Here is a 21,819-nt window from a genome sequence, read left to right as displayed (position 1 = left end):
GGAATCCACGTTCCCTTTCTCTTTTTCATGACGGCCCGGTCCTGCCGTCTTTTCCAGCGAGCGATCCGCCGCCATTCGGCGTGCCGCCACGTGGTGACACGCCGATGGTTCGCGCGCGGTTTCCCGCGCGTTCACGGCGGCGTCCACGACGTCATCACCGAATCTCCCGATATCCAGAACAGGAGTGTGGCATGAGGCCACTGAATGATGCGTGCTCGGCTCCCATCCCCTGGCCCGCGGAAGTCGATCCGGGCCAGGTGCGCCAGGCCACATCGCGACTGGTCGCATATGTCAGCAACAGGGTCGGTCCTGACGGCGCGTTGCAGGAGGAGTGCCAGAGCCGCGTACTGGAGTCGGCGCTCGCGCTGACGCTCATGATCCGCACCGGAACGGTCTCCCCGGCGCGGGATCGCGTGCTCGCCTTCCTGGAGGCGCAGCGCGACACCTCGAACGAGTTCAACCGCCTGCTGGCCGCGTTCGCCCTCGGGCGGGCGTCGGACCGGGAGCCGGCCGGCGACGCCGAGCTCATCGCCAAGCTGACCGAGGCCGTGCTCGGCAACGCGCCGGAGTTCCTCTCCGCGCGCCGCCGCCGGATGCTGTACGCCGTGCTGTCGGTGCTGGGGTGCCCGCTGCCCGCGGGCGTCGTGCCGGCGGCCGACGAGGAGCCGCCCACCGACGTCGTCCACTCCTGGGCCGCCGTCCAGCAGGCCGGTGTCACGCTGATCCTGGCCTCCGCCGCGGGCGTCAGCAACAAGGCCACCGACGCCGCGCTGAGCACCCTGACGGCCACCCGCCCGGCGTCGACCGTGTGGGAGGGGTACGTCCTGCTGCACCTGCTGTCGCTGCACGGCCTCGCCGGCGTTGCCGGGCAGGAGGCGACCGTGCGGCGCGGCCTGCGGGCGCTGGTCCGCTGCCAGCGGCACGACGGCGGCTTCCCCTTCGTGATGCAGATGGACAACTGGTGCGCCTCGACCGCGGGTCTCGCGCTCGCCGCGGCCGGTGCCCGGCCGAGCGTGCTGCGGCCGATGGCGCAGACCCTCGCGGCCCACCGGGTCGACGCCTCCCAGCGCGACCTCTACCTGTCCCTGTCCCGCGGCAGGCCGCTGCTCGGCGGCTGGTCCATCGGCCCCGAGGTGGCGCAGGAGGACGTGGACGACACCGCGTGCGCCGTGGAGTTCCTGCACGAGGTCGACCCGGTCGCGTTCCGGGGGCCGGTGCGGCGCGGCGTGGACGCGCTGCTGGCCGTCCAGAACGACGACGGCGGGTTCCCCACCTATGTCGCCGGCGGCTCCTCCGAGCCGTGCATGACGGCCGCCGCCGTCAACGCCCTCGCGCCGTTCCCCTCCACCGCGCCCGCGCGGGAGCGCGCCCTGAAGTCCCTCGTCGACAGCCAGCTGGCCGACGGCGGGTTCGAGCCGGGGTGGAGCAGCAGCCGCCACCACGCGATGTTCCGCGCGCGCCTGGTCGCGCTCACCGCGGACCCGGACGACCGCGGTGCGGCCCTGATGGCCGAGCGGATCGAGCGGTCGGTGTACGAGACGCAGAACGACGACGGCGGCTGGGGGATGCAGCCCGGCGATCCCAGCGACGACATCAGCACCGCCTCGGCGCTGATCACGCTGTGCTACGGGGACAGGTCCGAGCCCGTCGGGCGCGCCCTGGCCTGGCTGCTGGCGCACCAGAACGCCGACGGCGGGTACAGCGGCCCGCCCGACCAGGTGGGCCCCCGCCCGCTCTCGTACCACTTCCCGGTGCTGACCGACATCCCGGTGCTGCTGGCCCTCGGCCACGTCCGCTCCCGGGTCGGCCGTACGACGTCCCAGCTCCAGGGCATCGCATGACCTCGAACACCCCAGCCGTCCAAGGGAGTTGAGGACTGCCTGCCCGCCCCGCCGGCCGCCCTGCGGGCGGGCGGCGGGGTGACGCCGGGCCGGGGTCCGGCACCGGCGTCGGCGGGGACGACATCACCGACGCCGGCGTGGGCGGTACCGCCTCCGCGGGTCAGGCGATGCGGTCGAGGACGATCGGCGTCGGGGTGAAGGGCTGCCCGGCGGCGGACACGGCCACGGCGCCGTCGAGGGCCTGCAGCGCGTACCCGAACTGCTCGGGGGTGTCCGTGTGGAGGGTCAGCAGCGGGGCGCCCTCGGTGACGGTGTCGCCCGGCCTGGCGTGGAGTTCGACGCCCGCACCGGCCTGGACGGCGTCCTCCTTGCGGGCGCGGCCGGCGCCGAGGCGCCACGCGGCCAGGCCCACGGCGTAGGCGTCGAGGGAGGTGAGCACGCCGGAGGCGGGCGCCGGCACCACGTGGGTCTCGCGGGCCACCGGCAGCGCCGCGTCCGGGTCGCCGCCCTGGGCGCGGATCATGCGGCGCCACACGTCCATGGCCGAGCCGTCGGCCAGGGCCTTCGCGGGGTCCGCGTCGACCAGCCCGGCGGCGTCCAGCATCTCGCGGGCCAGCGCCAGGGTCAGCTCGACGACGTCGGCCGGGCCGCCGCCGGCGAGCACCTCGACGGACTCGCGGACCTCCAGCGCGTTGCCCGCGGTGAGGCCGAGCGGCACGGACATGTCGGTGAGCAGCGCGACGGTTCGCACGCCGTGGTCGGTGCCGAGGCCGACCATGGTGGCGGCCAGCTCCCGGGCGTCCTCCAGGGACTTCATGAAGGCGCCCGAGCCGACCTTGACGTCGAGCACCAGCGAGCCGGTGCCCTCGGCGATCTTCTTGGACATGATCGAGGAGGCGATCAGCGGGATGGCCTCGACCGTTCCGGTGACGTCCCGCAGCGCGTAGAGCTTCTTGTCGGCCGGGGCCAGCCCGTCGCCGGCCGCGCAGACGACCGCGCCGACCTCGTCGAGCACCGACAGCATCTCGTCGTTGGAGAGGGTGGCGCGCCAGCCGGGGATGGACTCCAGCTTGTCCAGGGTGCCGCCGGTGTGGCCGAGGCCGCGGCCCGACAGCTGCGGCACGGCCGCCCCGCAGGCGGCGACGAGCGGGGCCAGCGGCAGCGTGATCTTGTCGCCGACGCCGCCGGTGGAGTGCTTGTCCGCGGTGGGCCGGGACAGGGCGGAGAAGTCCATGCGCTCGCCGGAGGCGATCATCGCGGCGGTCCAGCGGGCGATCTCGGCCCGGTCCATCCCGTTGAGCAGGATCGCCATGGCGAGCGCCGACATCTGCTCGTCGGCGACCACGCCGCGGGTGTAGGCGTCGATGACCCAGTCGATCTGCTCGTCGCTGATCCGGCCGCGGTCGCGCTTGGTACGGATGACGGAGATGGCGTCCATGAAAGGCAGTTCCCTCGGGGTTCGTGAGGTCGGCGGTCACCGGCCGGCCGCCCGCCGGGCTGCGGTGGCAGCCCGGCGGGGCGCCGGCGGTCAGCGGTCGGTGGAGGCGGCGGCGGGGCGCCGGGCGGTCAGCGGTCGAGGTCCTCCGGCCCGAACGCGTCGGGCAGCACCTCGCTCATCGGGCGCACGCCCCGCACCGTCTCGACCTGCAGCCCGGGCCCGCCGTGCTCCCACAGCAGCTGCCGGCACCGCCCGCAGGGCATCAGCACGTTGCCCCGCAGGTCGACGCAGGTGAAGGCGACCAGCCGGCCGCCGCCCGAGGCGTGCAGCGCGGAGACCAGCCCGCACTCCGCGCACAGCGCGACGCCGTACGCCGCGTTCTCCACATTGCATCCGACGACGACGCGGCCGTCGTCGGTCAGCGCGGCCGCGCCCACCGGGAACCCGGAGTAGGGCGCGTAGGCCCGCTCCATGACCTCCCGGGCGGCGCGGCGCAGCGCCTCCCAGTCCACGGCGGGATCGGTCACCCGCCCTCTCCCTTCCGGTACGGAACGCCGTCCGCCTTCGGCATGCGCAGCCGTTGCGCGGACAGACCCATCACCAGCAGTGTCGCCACATAGGGCGTGGCCTGCACGACCTCGTCGGGCACCGTGTCGGTGGTCACGTACCAGATGGACAGCAGGACGGCGAAGGCCAGCGCGACGGCCGCGCCGATCCGCGCGCCGCGCAGGAACTTCCAGATCGCCATGCCGAGCAGCAGCACCGCGAGCAGCAGGAGCAGGGCGTGCACCGAGGGGCCGCCGTTGCGCAGCTGGAGGCTGTCGGCGTAGCCGAACAGCCCGGCGCCCATGGCGAGGCCGCCGGGCCGCCAGTTGCCGAAGATCATGGCGGCCAGACCGATGTAGCCGCGGCCACCGGTCTGCCCGGCCAGGTAGAAGTGCGTCTGGATGGCCAGGAAGACGCCGCCGAGGCCGGCCAGCCCGCCGGAGATGATCACCGCGATGTACTTGTACGTGTAGACGTTGACGCCCAGCGACTCCGCGGCGACCGGGTTCTCGCCGCAGGACCGCAGCCGCAGGCCGAACGAGGTCCGCCACAGCACGAAGAACGTCCCGGCGAACAGCACGATCGCCAGCAGGGTCAGCGACGAGATGTGGGTGACGAAGCCGCCGACGATCCCGGCGAGGTCGGAGATCAGGAACCAGTGGTGCTTCTCGATGGTGCTGAGCCAGTGCGACAGGCCCGGCACCGTGAAGTGCTTGATGTCGTCCATCGGCGGCGACTGCTTGGGGGTGCCGCCCTTCTCGGCCGCCGCGCCGCCGGTGAACAGCTTCTTGGCCAGGTAGGCGGTGACGCCGGTGGCCAGGATGTTCATCGCGACACCGGCGATGATGTGGTCGACGCCGAAGGTGACGGTGACGATCGCGTGCACCAGGCCGCCGGCCGCGCCGCCGAGCACGCCGATGAGGACGGCCAGCCACGGGTTGGTCTGCCAGCCCACCCACGCACCGAAGAAGGTGCCGAGGATCATCATGCCCTCGAGGCCGATGTTGACCACGCCGGCCCGCTCCGACCACAGGCCGGCCAGACCGGCCAGGCCGATCGGCACCGCGCTGGACAGGGCGCCGGCGATCTGCCCGGCGGAGGTGACGTCGTTGGCCCCGGTGACCGCGCGGACCGCGGACACCAGGATCAGCGCCGCCGCTATGACCAGCAGGACCACCGCGGGGGTGAACCTGACCCGCCGGTTCTGCGGCTTCCCCACCCGCGGCGCAGCCGGCGGCGGAGTCTTCGTAGCTGTGGCGCTCACTGAGTCTCCCTGTTCGCTTCTCCGCCCGCTCGGCGAAGCCGAAGGCTCTTGTCTGACTGCGGGCCGGTGGCCTCGCGTGCGCCGCTCACGCCGCAACCTCCTGCTTCGTAGCGCCAGCAGCGGCGAGTTCCGCGCCGACCTGGCGTTGCTGCCGGGTGATGCCGTAGCGGCGGACGACTTCGTAGGCGATGACGACGGCCAGGACGATGACGCCCTGGATGACGCCGACGATCTCCTTGTCGTAGCCCTCGAACTCCAGGCCGTTGGAGGCCCGCTCCAGGAACGCCCAGAGCACCGCGCCGACCGCGACGCCGATCGGGTTGTTGCGGCCGAGCAGCGCGACCGCGATGCCGGTGAAGCCGATGCCGACCGGGAAGTCGGTGCCGTAGTCGTAGGACTCGTTGAGCAGGGTGGGCATGCCGACCAGGCCGGCCATCGCGCCGGAGATCAGCATGCTGGTGACGACCATCCGCTTGACGCTGACGCCGGACGCCTCGGCCGCGGACTGCGAGCGGCCGACCGCCCGCAGGTCGAAGCCGAACCGGGTGCGGGACAGCCCGAACCAGTAAACGACGCCGGCCACCACCGCGAGGACGATGAACCCGTCGATCGGGCCGCCGCCGGTGGTGAAGTTGAACAGGTGGCTGGAGGACGGCAGCGGCTTGGTGGAGACCATGTTGGCGCTCTTGTCGAGCACGCCGAGCCGGCCGCCTTGCAGGAAGTACCCGATCACGATCCCCGCGATCGAGTTCAGCATGATCGTGGAGATGACCTCGCTGACCCCGCGGGTGACCTTCAGGACGCCCGCGATGGCCGCCCAGACCGCGCCGACCGCCATCGCGGTCAGGATGATGATCGGGATCTGGATGACGCCGGGGAGGGACAGCGCCCCGCCGACCGCGGCGGCGAAGAACGCCGCGAGCCGGTACTGGCCGTCCACACCGATGTTGAAGAGGTTCATCCGGAAGCCCACCGCGACCGCGAGACCGGCCAGGTAGTACGTGGTGGCCTTGTTCAGGATGTAGACCTGGCTGTCGGTCTTGTCGCCGTAGTCGATCATGACCCGGAAGGCGGTGAACGGCTCCTTGCCGGTCGCCAGGATCACCAGCGCGGTGACGATCAGCGCACCGACCACCGCGAGCACGGGCGCGGCGATCCCCAGGACCACCCGGTCCTTGTCGAACTTCTTCATCGGTCCTCTCCCCCGGACGCGCCGGACCCGGAGAGGGTCCCGTCGCCGTTCTCGGAGTCCACGGTGTCCACCGGGCCCGCGGTGTCCGCGGCCAGTACGGGGGGTTCGGCGCCTTCGCCGCCGTCGTCGTGTTCCAGGTGGCCGCTGGCCGCGCCGGTCATGGCGGAGCCCAGCTCCTCCGGGGTGACGGTGGCCGGGTCGGCGTCCGCGACGAGCCTGCCGCGGTACATCACGCGCAGGGTGTCGGACAGGCCGATCAACTCGTCGAGGTCGGCGGAGATCAGCAGCACCGCCAGGCCCTCGCGGCGGGCCTGGCGTATCTGGTCCCAGATCTGCGCCTGGGCGCCGACGTCCACGCCGCGGGTGGGGTGGGCGGCGATCAGCAGCTTGGGCAGGTGGCTCATCTCCCGCCCGACGATGAGCTTCTGCTGGTTGCCGCCGGACAGCGACGCCGCGGTGACCTCGATGCCGGGGGTGCGGACGTCGTACTCCTCGACGATCCGCTCGGTGTCGCGGCGGGCTGCCGTGGTGTCGATGAGGAAGCCCTTGCTGTTGGGCCGCTCGGTGACGTGGCCGAGGATGCGGTTCTCCCACAGCGGCGCTTCCAGCAGCAGGCCGTGCCGGTGCCGGTCCTCGGGGATGTAGCCGATGCCGTCCTCCCGGCGCTTGCGCGTCGGGTCCCGGGATATGTCCTGGGCGTCGAGCACGATCGTGCCGGCGTCCGGGGTGCGCATGCCCATGATCGTCTCGACCAGTTCGGCCTGGCCGTTGCCCTCCACACCGGCGATGCCCAGCACCTCGCCCTTGTGGATGGTGAACCCGATGTCGTCCAGCAGGATGCGCTCGACGCCGTCAAGATCCACCTCGGCCAGCCGCAGCGCGCCGACGGTGAGCATCGGCTCGGTGGTGACGGTGGACTCGCGGGTCTCCGGCGACGGCAGCTCGCTGCCGACCATCAGCTCCGCGAGCTGCTTGGTGGTGGTGCGCTTCGGGTCGGCGTTGCCGACCGTGGTGCCGCGCCGGATGACGGTGATCTCGTCGGCGACCGACAGCACCTCGCCCAGCTTGTGCGAGATGAAGATGACGGTGAGGCCCTCGGCCTTCAGCTCCCGCAGGTTGTCGAAGAGCGCGTCGACCTCCTGCGGGACGAGCACCGCGGTCGGCTCGTCGAGGATGAGGATGCGGGCGCCGCGGTAGAGGACCTTGAGGATCTCCACCCGCTGCCGGTCGGCGACGCCCAGGTCCTCGATCAGCACGTCCGGGCGCACCCCCAGCCCGTACGCGTCCGACAGCTCCTTGATCCTGGCCCGGGCGCGGCCGCCGATCCCGTGCAGCTTCTCGCTGCCCAGGACGACGTTCTCCAGCACGGTCAGGTTGTCGGCGAGCATGAAGTGCTGGTGGACCATGCCGATCCCGCGCGCGATCGCGTCGCCGGGGTCGCCGAAGCTCACCTGCTCGCCGTTGACGGCGATGGTGCCCTCGTCCGGCTTCTGCATGCCGTAGAGGATCTTCATCAGCGTGGACTTGCCGGCGCCGTTCTCGCCCACGAGGGCGTGCACGGTGCCGCTCCGCACGGTGATCTCGATGTCGTGGTTGGCGACGACGCCGGGGAAGCGCTTGGTGATGCCGCGCAGTTCGACGGCGGGTGGACTCGTGGACGCGTTGATGGCGCACTCTCCTCAGGGGAAAGGCTCGGGGCGGGGGCGGTTCTGGCGTGGGGGCGAAGGTATCGCGGAATCACATGTCTACGCGCGTAGTGCTATCCGATCGGCACGGAACAGAGGCCCGGCGGGGATGCCGCAGCAACCCCCCGCCGAGCCTCTGGTCACACCTGGTCACGCGCCATGGGTCACGGGGTCGACTTGACCGTGATCTGCTTGGAGACGATCTTCTGCTTGGCCGCGTCGATCTGGGCCTGGATGTCCTTGATGAAGCCGCCCGAGTCGGCCAGCGAGACACCGCTGTTGGCCAGGTCGTACGTGTTGGTGCCGGCCTTCGCCTTGCCGTCGTGGACGGACTTGATCAGGTCGTAGACGGCCACGTCGACGTTCTTGACCGCCGAGGTGAGGATGCTGTTCTTGTACTTCGCCAGCGCCGCGTCCTGGTACTGGTCGGAGTCGACGCCGATCGCCCACGCGCCGGCCTTGCCCGCCACCGCCTGGATGGAGCCGTCACCGGAGAGGCCGGCCGCGGTGTAGATGACGTCCACGCCGCTGTCGAGCATGCCCTGGGCCTTGCCCTGCGCCGACGTCGGGTCGTTGAAGCCCTTGGTGTCGGTCTCGTACAGGTACTGGTCGGTGACCGTGGCGGACGGCTTGGTGTCCTTCACGCCCTGGTCGAAGCCGGCCTGGAAGGTGCCGATCAGGGTGTTGTGCACGCCGCCGATGAAGCCGACCTTGCCGGTCTTGGTCTTCAGGGCCGCGGCGACACCCGCGAGGTAGGAGCTCTGCTCGGTGGCGAAGACCATGCTGTCCACGTTGGACGCGTCGACCACGGAGTCGACGATGCCGAAGGTGGTCTTCGGGTACTTCGCGGCGATCTTCTTCACCGCGTCGCCGTAGGTGAAGCCGACCGCGACGACCGGGTTGTAGCCCGCGCCCGCCAGCAGGTCGAGGCGCTGCTCACGGTCGGACTCGGTCTCGCCGTTGCTGGCCGTCTGCTCCTTGTGGCCTGTGTTGAACTCCTTGTCGGCCTTGTCCATACCCCGGGCCGCGGAGTCGTTGAAGGAGTGGTCGCCACGACCGCCGACGTCGAAGGCCATACCGACGCCCTTGTTGCCCTTGCTGCTCGAACTGGAGCTGCTGCTGCCACACGCGGTCGCGGTCATCGCGAGGGCCGCGGACACCACGCCCGCCGCAGCGATCTTGGTTACCCGGCGCAAGAGGGTCCCCTTCAGTCGGAAGCGCCCCGTCCGGCGCTGGCTAAGCCCGGAGCTTAACGCGCGTAGATGTCAGGTAAAGACCGAATGAAGACCCGTTATCGGATCGACGCATTTCGGCCAGGTGAAGCCTCGGTAGCCGCTGCCTCACCCGGCGTCAGAACGGCAGGCAGGCCGCCGTGGAGGCGGCGGCCGGTCGCCGTTCAGGACGCGTGCGGATCACCTCGGGCCATCATCGCGCGACATCAGGGGACACGGGGCCGTATCAGGACAGCAGCACCGCGGAGGTGAGGAGTTCCACTCCGACCGCGATGGCGCCCTCGTCCACGTCGAAGTCGCCCTGGTGCAGGTCGCGCTTGGCGGTGTCGCCGACCGGACGCACGCCGAGCCGGGCCAGCGCGCCCGGAACGTGCTCCAGGTACCAGGAGAAGTCCTCGCCGCCCAGGCTCTGCTCGGTGTCCTCGATGGCGTGCGCCCCGAACCGGGCGGTCATCGCGTCCCGCAGCAGTTCCACCGACGAGCCCTCGTTGACCACCGGCGGCACCCCGCGCTGGTACGTGATCTCGCACTTGGCCCGGTAGATCGCGGCGACCTGGTCGATCACCTCGTGCACCAGGTCCGGCGCCTCGTGCCAGGCGGCCAGGTCCAGGCAGCGGACCGTGCCCTCCAACTCGGCGTGCTGCGGGATGACGTTCGCGGCGTGGCCGGCCTCGATCCGGCCCCAGACCACGCTCAGCCCGGAGCGCGGGTCGACCCGGCGGGTCAGCGCGGCCGGCAGTTCGGTGGCCAGCTTGGCGGTGGCCATCACCAGGTCGGTGGTCAGGTGCGGCCGGGCGCTGTGCCCGCCGGGGCCGTCCAGCGCGAGCTTGAGCTTGTCGGCGGCCGAGGTGATCGGGCCGTGCCGCAGGCCGATCCGGCCGACCTCGACCTTGGGGTCGCAGTGCAGGGCGAGGATACGTTCCACCCCGTCCAGCACACGGGCCTTCACCGCGTCCAGGGCGCCGCCCGGCATGACCTCCTCGGCCGGCTGGAACACCAGGCGGACCGGGCGCGGCAGCCGCCCCTGCTCGGCGAGGGCGGCGAGCATCAGGCCGGCGCCGAGCACGATGCTGGTGTGCACGTCGTGGCCGCAGGCGTGGGCGCGGCCCTCGACGGTGGAGCGGTACTCGACCTTCTTGGTGTCCGGCACCGGCAGCGCGTCCAGGTCGGCGCGCAGGGCGAGCCGGCCGCGGGCCGGGTCGTCGGGGCCGATGTCGCACACCAGGCCGGTGCCGTTGGGCAGCACGCGCGGGCTCAGGCCGGCCTCGGCCAGGCGGGACCTGACCTTCTCGGTGGTGCGGAACTCCTGGCGGCCGAGCTCGGGATGGCGGTGCAGGTCGCGGCGGAAGGCGATCAGCTCGGCGCGCAGGCCGTCGGGCAGGGCGGGCGCGGCCAGCGGGTCGGCGTCGTCGACGAGGCCGGCGGCGGGCTCGCCCGCGGGCTGGGCGGTGCCGGACGACGGGCCGGGCGCGGGGTCGTGTGCCGTGCTCTGCGCGGCAGAGCTCTCGTCGAGGGCCTTGCGCGCGACCTCGGACGGCGCGCCGGAAGGACCTTCGGACGGCGCTGCTGGTGAGTCGTTCACCTCAGTCAGGGTATGCCCCACGACCGGCTCCTCTTACATGATCGGGAAAAATAAAGTGCTGCGGGAGGAGAAGAAGTCGCCCGATCGGCGCATACCGGATCATCCTCGAGGGTATGCCCACCCTTTTGGGGTCCGGGCCTGTTGACACCCATAGTCGCTCAACGAGCGCCGCGTCGCGAGGCAACGCGGGGGCGCTCGGCTCGGCGCTACGGCAAACGGGGTGACCGCCGCCCGCGAGCACGACGCCCGGGCGCGCCGCCGCCCCGCCCCTCCCGGCAGCACCACCCGCACGTGATCCCCCACCCTACGGCCGCCGTGTTACGGCAACGTGGCGCCTCCAGCGGGACTCGATCACCCCGCAGGGGCCGGGCGTCCGGCATCCCGCGGGGAATCTTCCGCGGGCGGCTGCGGCGGCCGGTGCCGTTCACCATCGATCTGGATCTTGACGTGCTGACCCCCTGAGCGCGGAGGATTCCCGGCCGGACCGGGCGGGGTCCGGGCCGGCCGGGCGGGTGGGTGGGCGTCAGGGGGCGGTGCGGTCGGCGGTGAGCCACTCGTCGAAGGTCTGGGTGCCGCGCGGGCCGGGCTCGGTGGGGAGCAGGGCGCCGCTGGTCATGGCCTTGCCGACGGCTCCGGGCAGGGCGACGGCGACGAGGGGGCGGCGGTCGCCGCGCGCCGTCCGCAGCCGCCGGACCATCTCGTCCATCTTCAAGTGCTGTTCCGGCCCGGCCAGTTCGGGGGCCAGGCCCAGCGGGCGGCCATGGGCGAGGTCCACCAGGTGCGCCGCGACGTCGCGCACGGCGACGGGCTGGCTGAGCATCTTCGGGGCGATGACGAGGGGGCCCTTGCGGGCCAGGGTCTGCGCCGCGAACTCGTGGAACTGCGTGGCGCGCAGCACGGTCCCGGGCACCGGTCCGGCCAGCACCAGTTCCTCCTGGCGGCGCTTCCCCTCGTAGTAGCCGTAGTCGACGCGGTCGACGCCGACGATCGACAGCGCGACGTGGTGGCCGACGCCGGCCTGGGCGCCCGCGGCCAGCAGATGGGCGGTGGCGGTCGCGAAGAAGGCCACCGCGGGCTTCCGGCGGACGGTCATGATGTTGCTGACGTCGACGACGGCCTCGACGCCGTCGAGGGCGCCGGCCAGGCCGCGCCCGGTGACCAGGTCGACGCCGGTCGATCGGGCCAGGACCACGGGGTCGTCACCGCGTTCGCGGAGGACCTCCACGACGCTCCGGCCGGTCCATCCCGTGCCTCCCGCTACTGCGATACGCATGGCTGCTGTGCCGTCCCTTCTGCCGTGCTTCGGTGTTCGGTGTTCCGGGGCCGTGCCGGCCGGTGGGGCGCCGGCGGCAGGAGCAGGGCCGCCCGTCCCCGGCCGGGAGGGCGCTCGTGGAACTGGCGCGGCCGGAAGGCGGCCCACACCCCCGCGTACACGGCGGTCAGGGCGAGCGCTGCGGCCAGGATCTGTTGGGTGCGCAGGGTCATGCCCATGCGACGAGACAGGGCCCCGATGTGTCAGGTCGTGACCCGCCCGCGGGCGTGTGAACCCGCTCACCCGGCTCCGCCCCGGAAGCTCGGACGCCTCGTCACGTCCGGGACCCGGGGGCCCTGGCCCGGGGCTAGCCTGGGCCGGGGCCCGGACCGGGGCCACCTGACGTTCCGGTGGCCCGCGGTGTCCTGAGGGCGAGGAGGGGGACGCGTGGAGCACGAGCAGCAGCAGCCGCTGGTGGACGACCCGGTGCTCGGCGGGCGCCGGCATCTGGTGTGGCTGGCGTTCCGGATCCTGGGCACGGTGGCCGAGGCCGAGGACGCGGTCCAGGAGACCTACACGCGCTGGTACCGCATGAGCCAGGCCGAGCGGGACGCCATCGAGGTGCCGCGCGCCTGGCTGACCCGGGTCGCCGGCCGGGTCTGCCTGGACATGGCGACCTCGGCGCGGGCCCGCCGTGAACGCTACGTCGGGCCGTGGCTGCCCGAGCCGGTGCCCACCGCGATGCTGGGCGAGGCCGGCGGGGGCGCCGGGGATCCCGCGGACCGGCTGACGCTGGACGAGTCGGTCAGCACCGCGCTGCTGGTGGTGCTGGAAGCGATGACCCCGGCGGAACGGGTGGCGTTCGTGCTGCACGACGTGTTCGCCGTGCCGTACGCGGAGATCGCCGAGACGGTGGGGCGCACCCCTGGCGCGTGCCGGCAACTGGCGTCCTCCGCCCGTTCCCGGGTGCGGCGCTCCCCCGGCAGGCAGGTGACGCGGGCCGACCACGACAACGTGGTGCGGGCGTTCGCGGCGGCCTGCCGGGAGGGCGACCTGGTCGCGCTGACCGCCGCGTTGGACCCGCAGGCGGTCCTGCGCTCGGACGGCGGCGGGAAGGCCAGCACCGCCCGCAAGCCCGTCCACGGTGCCGACCGGGTGGCCCGTTTCGTGCTCGGGGCCGCGCGGGCCCGCCCCTACGTCGAGATCACCGAGCAGCAGACGGCCGACGGCCTGGGCTTCGTGCTGTGGGAGCAGGGCCGGATCACCGGCGTGGTCACCCTGGAGGTAGCCGGCGGCCTGGTCACGGCCGTCCTCATGATGCTCAATCCCGACAAGCTCACGCTGTGGAACCCCTGAGCGCCGGCCGGGCCGCTGGGCCGGGGGGGCCGCGGAGGCGCCGTTAAATGCGCTGACGACGTGCGTGCGGGGCGCCTAGGGTCGGCGCATGACTGACGACATCGCGGCGCTTCCCAAGGCCGAGTTCGCGTTTCCGGGGCCGCTGCGGGACAAGCTGCTGGCGGCGGTCCTGAGCGGGGCGAAGACCTCGACGACCGGGCTGCTGGCCGCGTACGAGGCCGAGGACGAGGCGCTGCCGGAGGTGGGGGCGCGGTTCGCCGTGGTCGACTCGGCGGAGCTGCCGGTCGCGGTGATCGAGACCACCGAGGTGCGGGTGGTGCCGATCGGCGAGGTGGACCTCGCGCACGCGGTGGACGAGGGCGAGGGCGACACGTCCCTCGACACGTGGCGGGCGACCCACGACGAGTTCTTCACCAGCGCGCCGATGCGGGAGATCCTCGGCGACCCCGGCTTCACGGTCACCGACGCCACCCTCGTCGTCCTCGAACGCTTCCGCGTGGTCGAGCGCCTGGGCTGAACGACGGCCGCCCGGCCGCGGGACCTCGTCCCTCGCGGCCGGGCGGCTGGCGGCGTCAGTCGCCGAAGATGTCCTCGGCACGCTCGGCGGTGACGGCCCGGTGGAACCACAGACGGACCAGATCGGAGTCCGTGCAACTCTCGACCCGCTCGCGCACGTCGTCGCTGACCTCGATACCGCGGAGTTGAAGCGCGGTGAGCGTGTCCTCCGCGCGACTCTGCACCCGCCCCTCTTCGCGGACCTTCTCAGCCGTCTCGGAGCGGAAGAACGAGGTGGGGATGGCCATGAGGTCCCTCCAGATCTCTGCTGCCGGGCTCGTACCCAGCCCAAGTTCGGTGATTTCCTTGAAAAGGTCGGCCGTATCGGGATCGGCCTTTCGGAGAGCCGCGGACAGTGCCCTCAACATCGTATCCGCATGCGGATGCCTACTGTGAGTGAGCACGGAGAAGACAGCCACGGGGATGTCCTCGGCCGCGGACGCCACGTCGGCGACGATCGGTACGTTATGCGGCCCCAAGACCAGTGGCCGAAGGGTCAGCGTGCGCCACATCGGGGTTCCGAGGTGGAACGGCATCTTGGCCCACTGCGCGGTTGCTTCGTCCTGGCAGACGACCAACAGCAGCGGTGGCATGCGGTACTTCGCGTACAGGTACGACAGGTAGTACGCCCAACTGCAGTGCTTGTCAGGGTCCTTCCTTCCTTGGGCCTCAACCGCCAGGAGGTAACTCCCGCCGTCGGCCGTCTCCACTTGGAGCAGCGTGTCCAGCCGCCGCTCCAGCGGCTTGATCTCCGTGAGATCCGTCGGGAGCAGTGAGACCGCCACGGGTTCCGTGAAAGGTATGCCGAGACGGTCGAAGGTGCGGGCGAAGATGCCGGGGTCTTCCTGGAAGATCCGGTGCATCGCCTCATGCGATGAACTGACCATGCAAGGAACATATGGGCGGGCGTATGCGCAAAAACGGTCCTGCTTGGGCAGATTCACTCTTTCGTGGTTGGAAAAGGTGGAGAAGCGGGCAATCTCAGTCACATACGGTCGCGGGTGGGGTGAGCGCCGCGCGCGCGTCCCGGCCGGGAGACCGCTGGTTCTTTGCCCCTCAGACGAGGGGGAGTTCGCCCTCCCTGACCGCGTGCGTGAAGGCGGTCCACGCTTCCGCTGTGAAAAGGAGGGCGGGGCCCTGCGGGTCCTTGGAGTCGCGAACGGCCATGGCTCCGGCCCCGACGCGTGCGGCCTCGACACATTCGCCTTGCGCGTTGCTGTAGCTCGACTTGTACCAGTCGGCTGCGCTGAGAGCCTCGGCCATGATGGTCATCGGTATCAATGCTCCTTGATCGCTTCTTTGATCATGTGCAGGGATTCACGCGGTCCTGGCGCAAGGGCTTGCAGGTCCGAGACCGCGTCCGCGTACCGCTCGACGTCGCCTTCACCGCGCTTGACCCAGGCGTCCACGAGGCCCTCCAGGTAGACCATGGGTTTCAGCGACAGCTTCTCCGGAAACTGGATGAGGACGAACGACCCGTCCATCCCCGAGTGCGCGCCCACGCTGAACGGCACAACCTGCACTCGCACGTTGGGCCGGGACTCGACCACATCGACAATGTGCGCAAGTTGCTCGCGCATGACGGGGCGTCGCCCAACTGGCCTACGGAGAACGGCCTCGTTGATGATCGCGGTGAACTTCAGGGGGGATTCCGGTCGGCTCAGGACATCCTGACGCCTCGTTCGGATGGCGGCGATCATGTCGGCCTCCTCATCCGTCGGCCGGTTGAGCGCCAGCTCATTCAGTGCACGGATGTAGGCCTCCGTCTGCAGGAGACCCGGGACGAACTCCGCCTGGTAGTTCTGCACCGCGGTCGCGGTCGCCTCCAGGTCGAGGAACGCCTTGAGGCCGGGACTGATGACCTGCCGGTATTCCGGTGTCAGCCACCAGTCCCGCTTCGTCTTGGTCACCGCGGCGTAGCTGAGGAGCACCGCTCGCCTCTCAAGGTCCACTCCGTAGATCTCGCACAGCGCCATGACGTCGGCGGTCTCGACCGAGGTGTTCTCGCCCGTCTCCAGGCGAGTGAGCTTGGACGGGCTCCACAGGAGCCGCTTCACCACTTGAGAGCCCTTGAGACCCGCCGCTAAGCGAAGTTGCCTGAGTTCACTGCCGAGTTGGAGGCGGCAGAGGGCGGGAGTCGCCGCTTCCAGATCCGTGATCATCCGTACTCCTCCTGAGCGAGTCCAGTCTGTCGGCGCACGTTCCAGGCGTGCAACGAACTTTCTGCGCCCCAGCGGGACATCTCGCGGCTCCGCGAGAACCTGCCATCCCGCCACGCAATTTCGCGTGGGAATTTGCCGAGCAGAATTGCTGCTAACGGCTGCCACCGTAGCCCGAACGGTGCCACGCTTACAGCCAGTCGCTCACATTGCGCAGCGGTGCCCTCGCCCTGAGTGGTCGGGCCGGGGGCGGACCACGCGCGCCCACTCCGCAGAACAAAGACCCGGCACAGCCGTGCCCGGAAACGGAGGCACCACCATGGATCAGGCGCCCAGCCTGCCGGTCACGTTGTGGCCGGCCACACCCCACAGCGTGCACCGCGCGCGCCACGCGCTGCTCGACGCGCTGGACGCATGGGAGTTGGGCGGGCTCGGGGACAGTGCCGCGCTCGTGCTGTCGGAGTTGATGACGAACGCGGTGCGGCACGGCCGCGTGCCCGGCCGCGGGATCGGGACGCGGTTCGTCCGGCAGGGGAACGGCCTGCGCATCGAGGTGCACGACTGCGGAGACGCCAAGCCCGAGCTCCAGTCGCCCGCGGACGACTCCGAGCACGGCCGCGGGCTCGCGCTGGTCGAGGCGATCACCGGGAGCCGGTGGGGGGTCGTCGCGCGGTCGGGGCCGGGCAAGGTCGTCTGGGCCGAGCTGGCCGCTGAGTAGAATCGACGGCCGTGGTGGACACCCAGTACGAAGACCTGTTGCGGCTGGTACTCGACTCCGGGACGGCCAAGGCCGACCGGACGGGCACCGGCACCCGAAGTGTCTTCGGGCACCAGCTGCGCTACGACCTCGCGCGGGGGTTCCCGCTGGTCACCACCAAGAAGGTGCACCTCAAGTCGATCGTGTACGAGCTGCTGTGGTTCCTGCGCGGCGACGCGAACGTCGGCTGGCTGCGCGAGCACGGCGTCACCATCTGGGACGAGTGGGCCGACGCGAACGGCGACCTCGGTCCGGTGTACGGCGCGCAGTGGCGTTCGTGGCCCGCTCCTGACGGCCGGCACATCGACCAGATCAGCGAGGTCCTCGACACGCTGCGCCGGGACCCCGACTCCCGGCGGATGATCGTCTCCGCCTGGAACGTCGCCGAGCTGCCGAAGATGGCTCTCGCGCCGTGCCATGCCTTCTTCCAGTTCCACGTCGCCGACGGCAGGCTCTCCTGCCAGCTGTACCAGCGCAGCGCGGACCTGTTCCTCGGCGTCCCGTTCAACATCGCCAGCTACGCCCTGCTCACGCACATGGTGGCGCAGCAAGTCGGCCTGGAACCGGGCGACTTCATCTGGACCGGCGGCGACTGCCACATCTACGACAACCACGTCGCGCAGGTGACGGAGCAGCTGTCGCGGACCCCGTTCGCGTTCCCTGAGCTGCGTCTGCGCCCGGCCGAGTCGCTCTTCTCGTACGCGTACTCCGACGTGGAAGTGGCCGGCTACCGCCACCACCCGGCGATCAAGGCCCCGGTCGCGGTCTGAACGGCGGCGGCAGCGGGCCCTGTTGCCCGCGTCGCACGGTGCACCACCGGGCGCGCGCGGAATTCGATGGCCTGGGGGCCGGGGGCCGCGTACCGTGCGCGGGCATGGCGACAGCTGACGCGCATGCGCGCTCCGACGCGACCGGTGAGGCCGCTCCCGACGTGACGATCAGGGCCGAGGCGGCCGGCGAGGAACAGGCGGTCAGGGCGCTCCAGGCGGCGGCGTTCGGGGACCCGGACCGCGTCCCCGGTCTCGTCGACGCGCTGCGCGCGGCCCGCGCGGCGGTGCCGCCGCTGTCCTTCGTGGCCGTCGCGCACGGCATCACAACAGGCGTGTCCGCCAACGGGATTGCGGGCGCGGAGAGCGCCGCGGACCCCGCGCACGAGCGGATCGTCGGGCACGTGATGCTGAGCGCGTGCCGGCTGGACGCGCTGCCGCGCCTGGTCGACGTGTACTCGCTGTCGCCGCTGGGGGTGCACCCGGACCATCAGGGGCGCGGCATCGGGACCCGGCTGATCGCGCACGCGCTGGCCGCTGCCGATGCGTCGGGCGTCCCGCTGGTCTTCCTGGAGGGCTCGCCGCGCTACTACAGCGCCCGCGGGTTCCGGCCCGCCGAGGAACTCGGCTTCCGCCCGCCGACGTTGCGCTATCCGCCGGGCGCCTTCCAGGTGGCGGCGCTCGCCGCGCACGAGGAGTGGATGACGGGCACGTTCGTCTACTCCGACACCTTCTGGGCGCTGGACTGCGTGGGTCTGCGGGGCGACGACCTCGCCGAGGCCCGGGCGCACGCGCAGCCGCCGCAGTCGTAGATTTTCCGCGGGCAGGGCGGCCGGGAAAGGGCCCGTCACGGCCCGCGGGCGCGGTCCTGGCGCCCGCCGGGGCCGGGGCCGGGGTGACGGGCTTCCGGGCGTCCCGCCGGGCCCGCAGCCTGCCGTTCCCGGCCCCCGCATGCAGTGTGTGACCTGGGCTTTTGTCGTGTCCGGACGGTACCGTGACGGCTCCGCTTGAGAGGGGGCCCGATGTCGCAGGGGCTGGAGCCGGACCGCTCGATCCGCACGGTCGAGGACGTCCTGACGCTGCTGGACGGGCTGTTCGCGCCCGAGGCCGACCGGTGGACGGAGGACGGGGGCAGCGCGTGGTGGGACGGCTTCTACGCCGACCGCGCGCGGCCGGTGCCGTTCTTCGTCGACAAGCCGGACGAGAACCTCGCGGGGTATCTGGACGGCGGGCTGGTCGCCCGCGGCGGGCGGGCGCTCGACCTGGGGTGCGGGCCGGGGCGCAACGCCGTCCACCTGGCGTCCCAGGGGTTCGAGGTGGACGCCGTCGACCTGTCACCGGCGGCCGTCGCCTGGGCGCGGGACCGCGCCCGCGAGGCCGGCGTCGCCTCCCGGATCCGCTTCCACCGCGGGAACGCCTTCGCGCTGGAGGCGATCGGCGCGGCGGGCCCGTACGACCTGGTGTGCGACTCGGGCTGCTTCCACCATCTGCCGCCGCACCGGCGGATCAGCTACCTCGGGCTCCTCGACCGCGTGCTGGCGCCCGGCGGGCACCTCGCCCTCACCTGTTTCGCCGCGGGCGCGATGGGATCCGAACTCCCCGACGCCGCCTTCTACCGCGACGCCCGGCTCCACGGCGGCCTCGCCTACTCCCCCGCCTCGCTGCGCGCCCTCTTCGCCGCGCTCGTCCCCCGGGAACTGCGCCGCATGCGCGAACAGCCCGCGGAATCACCGTACTTCGGCGCACCCTTCCTCTGGACCGCCCTCTTCCAGCGCCCGCAGCGCTGACCTCCACGCCCGGACACCAAAAAATCCCCGGTGCCGCGAATTGCGGATCGGGGATTTCCTCGCGTATATTGGCTGTTTCTGTGTTCTCACGAAGAAAGCCCCGCAACGGGGGCTTCTGGAAACAGAATATCGGACAGGGGGCGATGATGTCAAATCACGAGAAGCACGAATTGCACAAGGAGCAGGAATTCATCGACCGGCTCTACGACCGCGTCGACACCCTGCGCGGGGCCGCCGCGCAGGCGGTCGAGGACGCGCTGGCGCCGGTGGGGAACAGCAGGCAGGCCCGGGTCGAACGCGATGTGGTCGTCGCCGAGCGGTCCGGTCTGCTGGCGGCCCTGAACGCGGTGGACGGCTCGCTGTGCTTCGGGCGGATCGATCTCCGGGACGGCACCGCGCACCATGTCGGCCGGATCGGAATTCGTGAGGACGACACCGATCACACCCCCCTGCTGATCGACTGGCGGGCACCGGTCGCCCGGCCTTTCTATCTCGCCACCGGGCATACCCCGATGGGGCTGCGCCGGCGCCGGCACATCACCACCGAGGGCCGCACGGTGACCGAGCTGCACGACGAGATCCTCGATCTCGGCGACCGCGAACGCAGCGGCTTCGAGGACCCGACCGGCGACGCCGTGCTGCTCGCCGCACTCAGCTCGGCCCGCACAGGCCGCATGGCCGACATCGTGCGGACCATCCAGGCGGAGCAGGACCGCGTCATCCGTGCCCCGCACCGGGGGGTCCTCGTCGTCGAGGGCGGCCCCGGCACCGGCAAGACGGCGGTCGCCCTGCACCGTGCGGCCTTCCTCCTGTACGAGCACCGCGAGCTCCTGGCCCGGCGCGCCGTCCTGGTCGTGGGGCCCAACCCGGCGTTCCTGCGGTACATCGGCGAGGTGCTGCCCGCCCTCGGCGAGACCGGGGTCATGCTCGCCACGCAGGCCGAACTCTTCCCCGGCGTCCACGCCCGCGGCACCGACACCCCGCGGGCGGCGGCCGTCAAGGGCGGCGCGGGGATGGCCGAGGCGCTCGCCCTCGCCGTGGACGACCGGCAGCGGCTGCCCGAGCCCGGTGCGCCGGTGATCATCCGGCACGACGACGGGGATCTCGTCCTGGACTGGGAGATCGCCTACGAGGCGCGGGCGGCGGCCCGCGAGACGCGGCTCCCGCACAACCTCGCCCGCCCGTACTTCACCTTCCACGTCATCGACGCCCTCACCGCGCAACTGGCCGCACGCATCGGCACGGACCCGTACGGCGGCCCCAACTTCCTCGGTCCTGACGACGTCGCCCTGCTCGGCAAGGGCGTCGCCGCGAGCGAGGAGGTGCAGGCCGCGGTCGGGGAGCTGTGGCCGATGCTCACGCCGCAGGAGTTCCTCGGCGACTATCTGGCCGAACCGCGCTACCTGCCCGACGAGGACGCCGAGGCCATCCGCCGCGCGCCCGGCGAGGGGCAGTGGACCCCGGCGGACGTGCCGCTCCTGGACGAGGCGGCCGAGCTGCTGGGGGTCGACGAGAGCGCCGCGCGGGCGGCCGCGGAGGCCGAGCGCCTGGAGCAGATCGCGTACGCGCAGGGCGTCCTGGACCTGTCGGCGGGGTCGCGGACCTTCGAGTTCGAGGACGCGGAGTCCGAGGTCCTGGCCGCCCACGACGTCATCGACGCCGAGCGGATGGCCGAGCGGCAGGAGGAGGCCGACCACCGGACCGCGGCGGAGCGGGCGGCCGCCGACCGGACCTGGGCGTTCGGGCACATCATCGTCGACGAGGCGCAGGAACTGTCGCCGATGGCATGGCGGTTGCTGATGCGGCGGTCGCCGACCCGCTCGCTGACCCTGGTCGGCGATCCGGCGCAGACCTCCGAGGAGGCGGGCGTCGGCTCGTGGGAGGCGATCCTGGAGCCGTATGTCGGCGACCGGTTCGACCATGTGCGGCTGGGGGTCAACTACCGCACGCCGGCCGAGATCATGGACCTGGCGGCCAGGGTCGTGCGCGCGAAGGACCCCTCGTTCGAGCCGCCCGGGTCGGTGCGGTCCACCGGCGAGGAGCCGTGGACGCGGGACGCGGGTGAGGACCTGGCGGGGGCGGTGGCGCGGGCCGTCGCCGAGCTGACGCCCGCCGAGGGGCGGCTGGCGGTGATCGCGCCGCGCGAGCTGCACGAGGAGATCGCGGCCCCGCTCGACGGCGTCACGGCCGGCGCCGAACCCGACCTCACCCGTCCCGTGGTGCTGCTCGGCCCGCGAGCCGCCAAGGGCCTGGAGTTCGACCACGTCCTGGTCGTGGAGCCGGGACGGTTCGGGACCAGCGACCTGTACGTCGCCCTGACCCGGGCGACCCGCCGCCTCGGCATCATCCACCGCGAGGAACTCCCCGCCGCCCTGCGCTGACCGCCGGCTGAGCGCGCCGGACTTC

General features: G+C 71.9%; 19 protein-coding genes. 8 read left to right on the top strand and 11 right to left on the bottom strand.

The genetic code is table 11. The features are described 5' to 3' along the window. Positions 1–191 precede the first annotated feature (191 nt). A complete protein-coding gene (locus ACH4TG_RS32265; RefSeq protein ID WP_398246158.1) occupies positions 192–1,841 on the top strand; it encodes a prenyltransferase/squalene oxidase repeat-containing protein in 1,650 nt (549 codons plus the stop codon). Positions 1,842–2,001: 160 nt separating this feature from the next. Here ACH4TG_RS32265 and ACH4TG_RS32260 read toward each other — a convergent pair whose 3' ends face one another. From ACH4TG_RS32260 to ACH4TG_RS32225, 8 genes are all read right to left on the bottom strand, one after another. Continuing rightward, on the bottom strand, positions 2,002–3,279 hold the full coding sequence (locus tag ACH4TG_RS32260) for a thymidine phosphorylase (RefSeq protein ID WP_398246157.1): 1,278 nt from the start codon (positions 3,277–3,279) through the stop codon (positions 2,002–2,004). Between the two features lie 128 nt (positions 3,280–3,407). Further along, positions 3,408–3,806 (bottom strand): cytidine deaminase, encoded by a 399-nt coding sequence (locus ACH4TG_RS32255; RefSeq protein WP_398246156.1) that lies wholly within the window; start codon positions 3,804–3,806, stop codon positions 3,408–3,410. After that, positions 3,803–5,089 carry an ABC transporter permease gene (locus ACH4TG_RS32250; RefSeq protein ID WP_398246155.1) on the bottom strand — a complete coding sequence of 429 codons (1,287 nt, stop codon included), beginning with the start codon at positions 5,087–5,089 and terminating at the stop codon, positions 3,803–3,805. The genes ACH4TG_RS32255 and ACH4TG_RS32250 overlap by 4 nt, the downstream gene beginning before the upstream one ends. Positions 5,090–5,174: 85 nt before the next feature. Then, the gene (locus ACH4TG_RS32245) at positions 5,175–6,281 is read right to left on the bottom strand and encodes an ABC transporter permease (protein ID WP_398246154.1); all 1,107 of its coding nucleotides are present in this window, start codon (positions 6,279–6,281) and stop codon (positions 5,175–5,177) included. Then, complete coding sequence (locus tag ACH4TG_RS32240; RefSeq protein ID WP_398246256.1) at positions 6,278–7,915, bottom strand: ABC transporter ATP-binding protein; 1,638 nt, start codon at positions 7,913–7,915, stop codon at positions 6,278–6,280. Before ACH4TG_RS32240 ends, ACH4TG_RS32245 begins: the two co-directional genes overlap by 4 nt. Positions 7,916–8,130: 215 nt before the next feature. Further along, positions 8,131–9,162: a BMP family protein gene (locus tag ACH4TG_RS32235; RefSeq protein WP_398246153.1), complete on the bottom strand. Its 1,032-nt coding sequence runs from the start codon at positions 9,160–9,162 to the stop codon at positions 8,131–8,133. Positions 9,163–9,424: 262 nt separating this feature from the next. Next, positions 9,425–10,594, bottom strand: a complete 1,170-nt coding sequence (locus tag ACH4TG_RS32230; RefSeq protein WP_398246255.1) for an amidohydrolase — start codon at positions 10,592–10,594, stop codon at positions 9,425–9,427. 709 nt (positions 10,595–11,303) lie between these two features. Beyond that, a complete protein-coding gene (locus tag ACH4TG_RS32225) occupies positions 11,304–12,053 on the bottom strand; it encodes an SDR family oxidoreductase (protein ID WP_398246152.1) in 750 nt (249 codons plus the stop codon). A 426-nt stretch (positions 12,054–12,479) separates the two neighbouring features. Here ACH4TG_RS32225 and sigJ point away from each other — a divergent pair, with 426 nt between their 5' ends. Next, a complete protein-coding gene (gene sigJ / locus ACH4TG_RS32220; RefSeq protein WP_398246151.1) occupies positions 12,480–13,388 on the top strand; it encodes an RNA polymerase sigma factor SigJ in 909 nt (302 codons plus the stop codon). A gap of 88 nt (positions 13,389–13,476) precedes the next feature. Next, positions 13,477–13,905, top strand: a complete 429-nt coding sequence (locus ACH4TG_RS32215; protein WP_398246150.1) for an ASCH domain-containing protein — start codon at positions 13,477–13,479, stop codon at positions 13,903–13,905. Between the two features lie 55 nt (positions 13,906–13,960). Here ACH4TG_RS32215 and ACH4TG_RS32210 read toward each other — a convergent pair whose 3' ends face one another. The 3 genes from ACH4TG_RS32210 to ACH4TG_RS32200 form a co-directional block, all read right to left on the bottom strand. Beyond that, on the bottom strand, positions 13,961–14,830 hold the full coding sequence (locus ACH4TG_RS32210) for a hypothetical protein (protein WP_398246149.1): 870 nt from the start codon (positions 14,828–14,830) through the stop codon (positions 13,961–13,963). A 169-nt stretch (positions 14,831–14,999) separates the two neighbouring features. Beyond that, positions 15,000–15,215, bottom strand: coding sequence for a DUF397 domain-containing protein (locus tag ACH4TG_RS32205; protein ID WP_398246148.1), 216 nt, complete (start codon positions 15,213–15,215; stop codon positions 15,000–15,002). A 5-nt stretch (positions 15,216–15,220) separates the two neighbouring features. Then, the gene (locus ACH4TG_RS32200) at positions 15,221–16,105 is read right to left on the bottom strand and encodes a helix-turn-helix domain-containing protein (RefSeq protein WP_398246147.1); all 885 of its coding nucleotides are present in this window, start codon (positions 16,103–16,105) and stop codon (positions 15,221–15,223) included. 316 nt (positions 16,106–16,421) lie between these two features. On the opposite strand from ACH4TG_RS32200, the gene ACH4TG_RS32195 reads away from it, so the two are divergent. The 5 genes from ACH4TG_RS32195 to ACH4TG_RS32175 all read left to right on the top strand — a co-directional run bounded on the left by ACH4TG_RS32195 (position 16,422) and on the right by ACH4TG_RS32175 (position 21,794). Further along, positions 16,422–16,820 (top strand): ATP-binding protein, encoded by a 399-nt coding sequence (locus ACH4TG_RS32195; RefSeq protein WP_398246146.1) that lies wholly within the window; start codon positions 16,422–16,424, stop codon positions 16,818–16,820. Between the two features lie 11 nt (positions 16,821–16,831). Next, entirely contained in the window at positions 16,832–17,629 is a 798-nt protein-coding gene (locus tag ACH4TG_RS32190) for a thymidylate synthase (protein ID WP_398246145.1), read from the top strand. A gap of 104 nt (positions 17,630–17,733) precedes the next feature. After that, positions 17,734–18,438 carry a GNAT family N-acetyltransferase gene (locus ACH4TG_RS32185; protein ID WP_398246144.1) on the top strand — a complete coding sequence of 235 codons (705 nt, stop codon included), beginning with the start codon at positions 17,734–17,736 and terminating at the stop codon, positions 18,436–18,438. A 210-nt stretch (positions 18,439–18,648) separates the two neighbouring features. Further along, complete coding sequence (locus ACH4TG_RS32180; RefSeq protein ID WP_398246143.1) at positions 18,649–19,413, top strand: class I SAM-dependent methyltransferase; 765 nt, start codon at positions 18,649–18,651, stop codon at positions 19,411–19,413. A gap of 170 nt (positions 19,414–19,583) precedes the next feature. Beyond that, positions 19,584–21,794 (top strand): HelD family protein, encoded by a 2,211-nt coding sequence (locus ACH4TG_RS32175; protein ID WP_398246254.1) that lies wholly within the window; start codon positions 19,584–19,586, stop codon positions 21,792–21,794. The last annotated feature ends 25 nt before the right edge of the window (positions 21,795–21,819 follow it).

Source organism: Streptomyces sp. NPDC020917, from assembly GCF_044333795.1.
In the GTDB taxonomy this organism is placed as follows: domain Bacteria; phylum Actinomycetota; class Actinomycetes; order Streptomycetales; family Streptomycetaceae; genus Actinacidiphila.
The sequence above is the reverse complement of the archived record's forward strand: the minus strand, read 5'-3'. Positions and strand labels throughout refer to the sequence as shown.

What these genes read in the sequence shown, in the direction of transcription:
- ACH4TG_RS32265 (WP_398246158.1), top strand. Translation starts at nt 192, where the DNA reads ATGAGGCCACTGAATGATGCGTGCTCGGCTCCCATCCCCTGGCCCGCG.
- ACH4TG_RS32260 (WP_398246157.1), bottom strand. Translation starts at nt 3,279, where the DNA reads ATGGACGCCATCTCCGTCATCCGTACCAAGCGCGACCGCGGCCGGATC.
- ACH4TG_RS32245 (WP_398246154.1), bottom strand. Translation starts at nt 6,281, where the DNA reads ATGAAGAAGTTCGACAAGGACCGGGTGGTCCTGGGGATCGCCGCGCCC.
- ACH4TG_RS32225 (WP_398246152.1), bottom strand. Translation starts at nt 12,053, where the DNA reads ATGCGTATCGCAGTAGCGGGAGGCACGGGATGGACCGGCCGGAGCGTC.
- ACH4TG_RS32215 (WP_398246150.1), top strand. Translation starts at nt 13,477, where the DNA reads ATGACTGACGACATCGCGGCGCTTCCCAAGGCCGAGTTCGCGTTTCCG.
- ACH4TG_RS32210 (WP_398246149.1), bottom strand. Translation starts at nt 14,830, where the DNA reads ATGGTCAGTTCATCGCATGAGGCGATGCACCGGATCTTCCAGGAAGAC.
- ACH4TG_RS32205 (WP_398246148.1), bottom strand. Translation starts at nt 15,215, where the DNA reads ATGACCATCATGGCCGAGGCTCTCAGCGCAGCCGACTGGTACAAGTCG.
- ACH4TG_RS32200 (WP_398246147.1), bottom strand. Translation starts at nt 16,105, where the DNA reads ATGATCACGGATCTGGAAGCGGCGACTCCCGCCCTCTGCCGCCTCCAA.
- ACH4TG_RS32195 (WP_398246146.1), top strand. Translation starts at nt 16,422, where the DNA reads ATGGATCAGGCGCCCAGCCTGCCGGTCACGTTGTGGCCGGCCACACCC.
- ACH4TG_RS32185 (WP_398246144.1), top strand. Translation starts at nt 17,734, where the DNA reads ATGGCGACAGCTGACGCGCATGCGCGCTCCGACGCGACCGGTGAGGCC.
- ACH4TG_RS32180 (WP_398246143.1), top strand. Translation starts at nt 18,649, where the DNA reads ATGTCGCAGGGGCTGGAGCCGGACCGCTCGATCCGCACGGTCGAGGAC.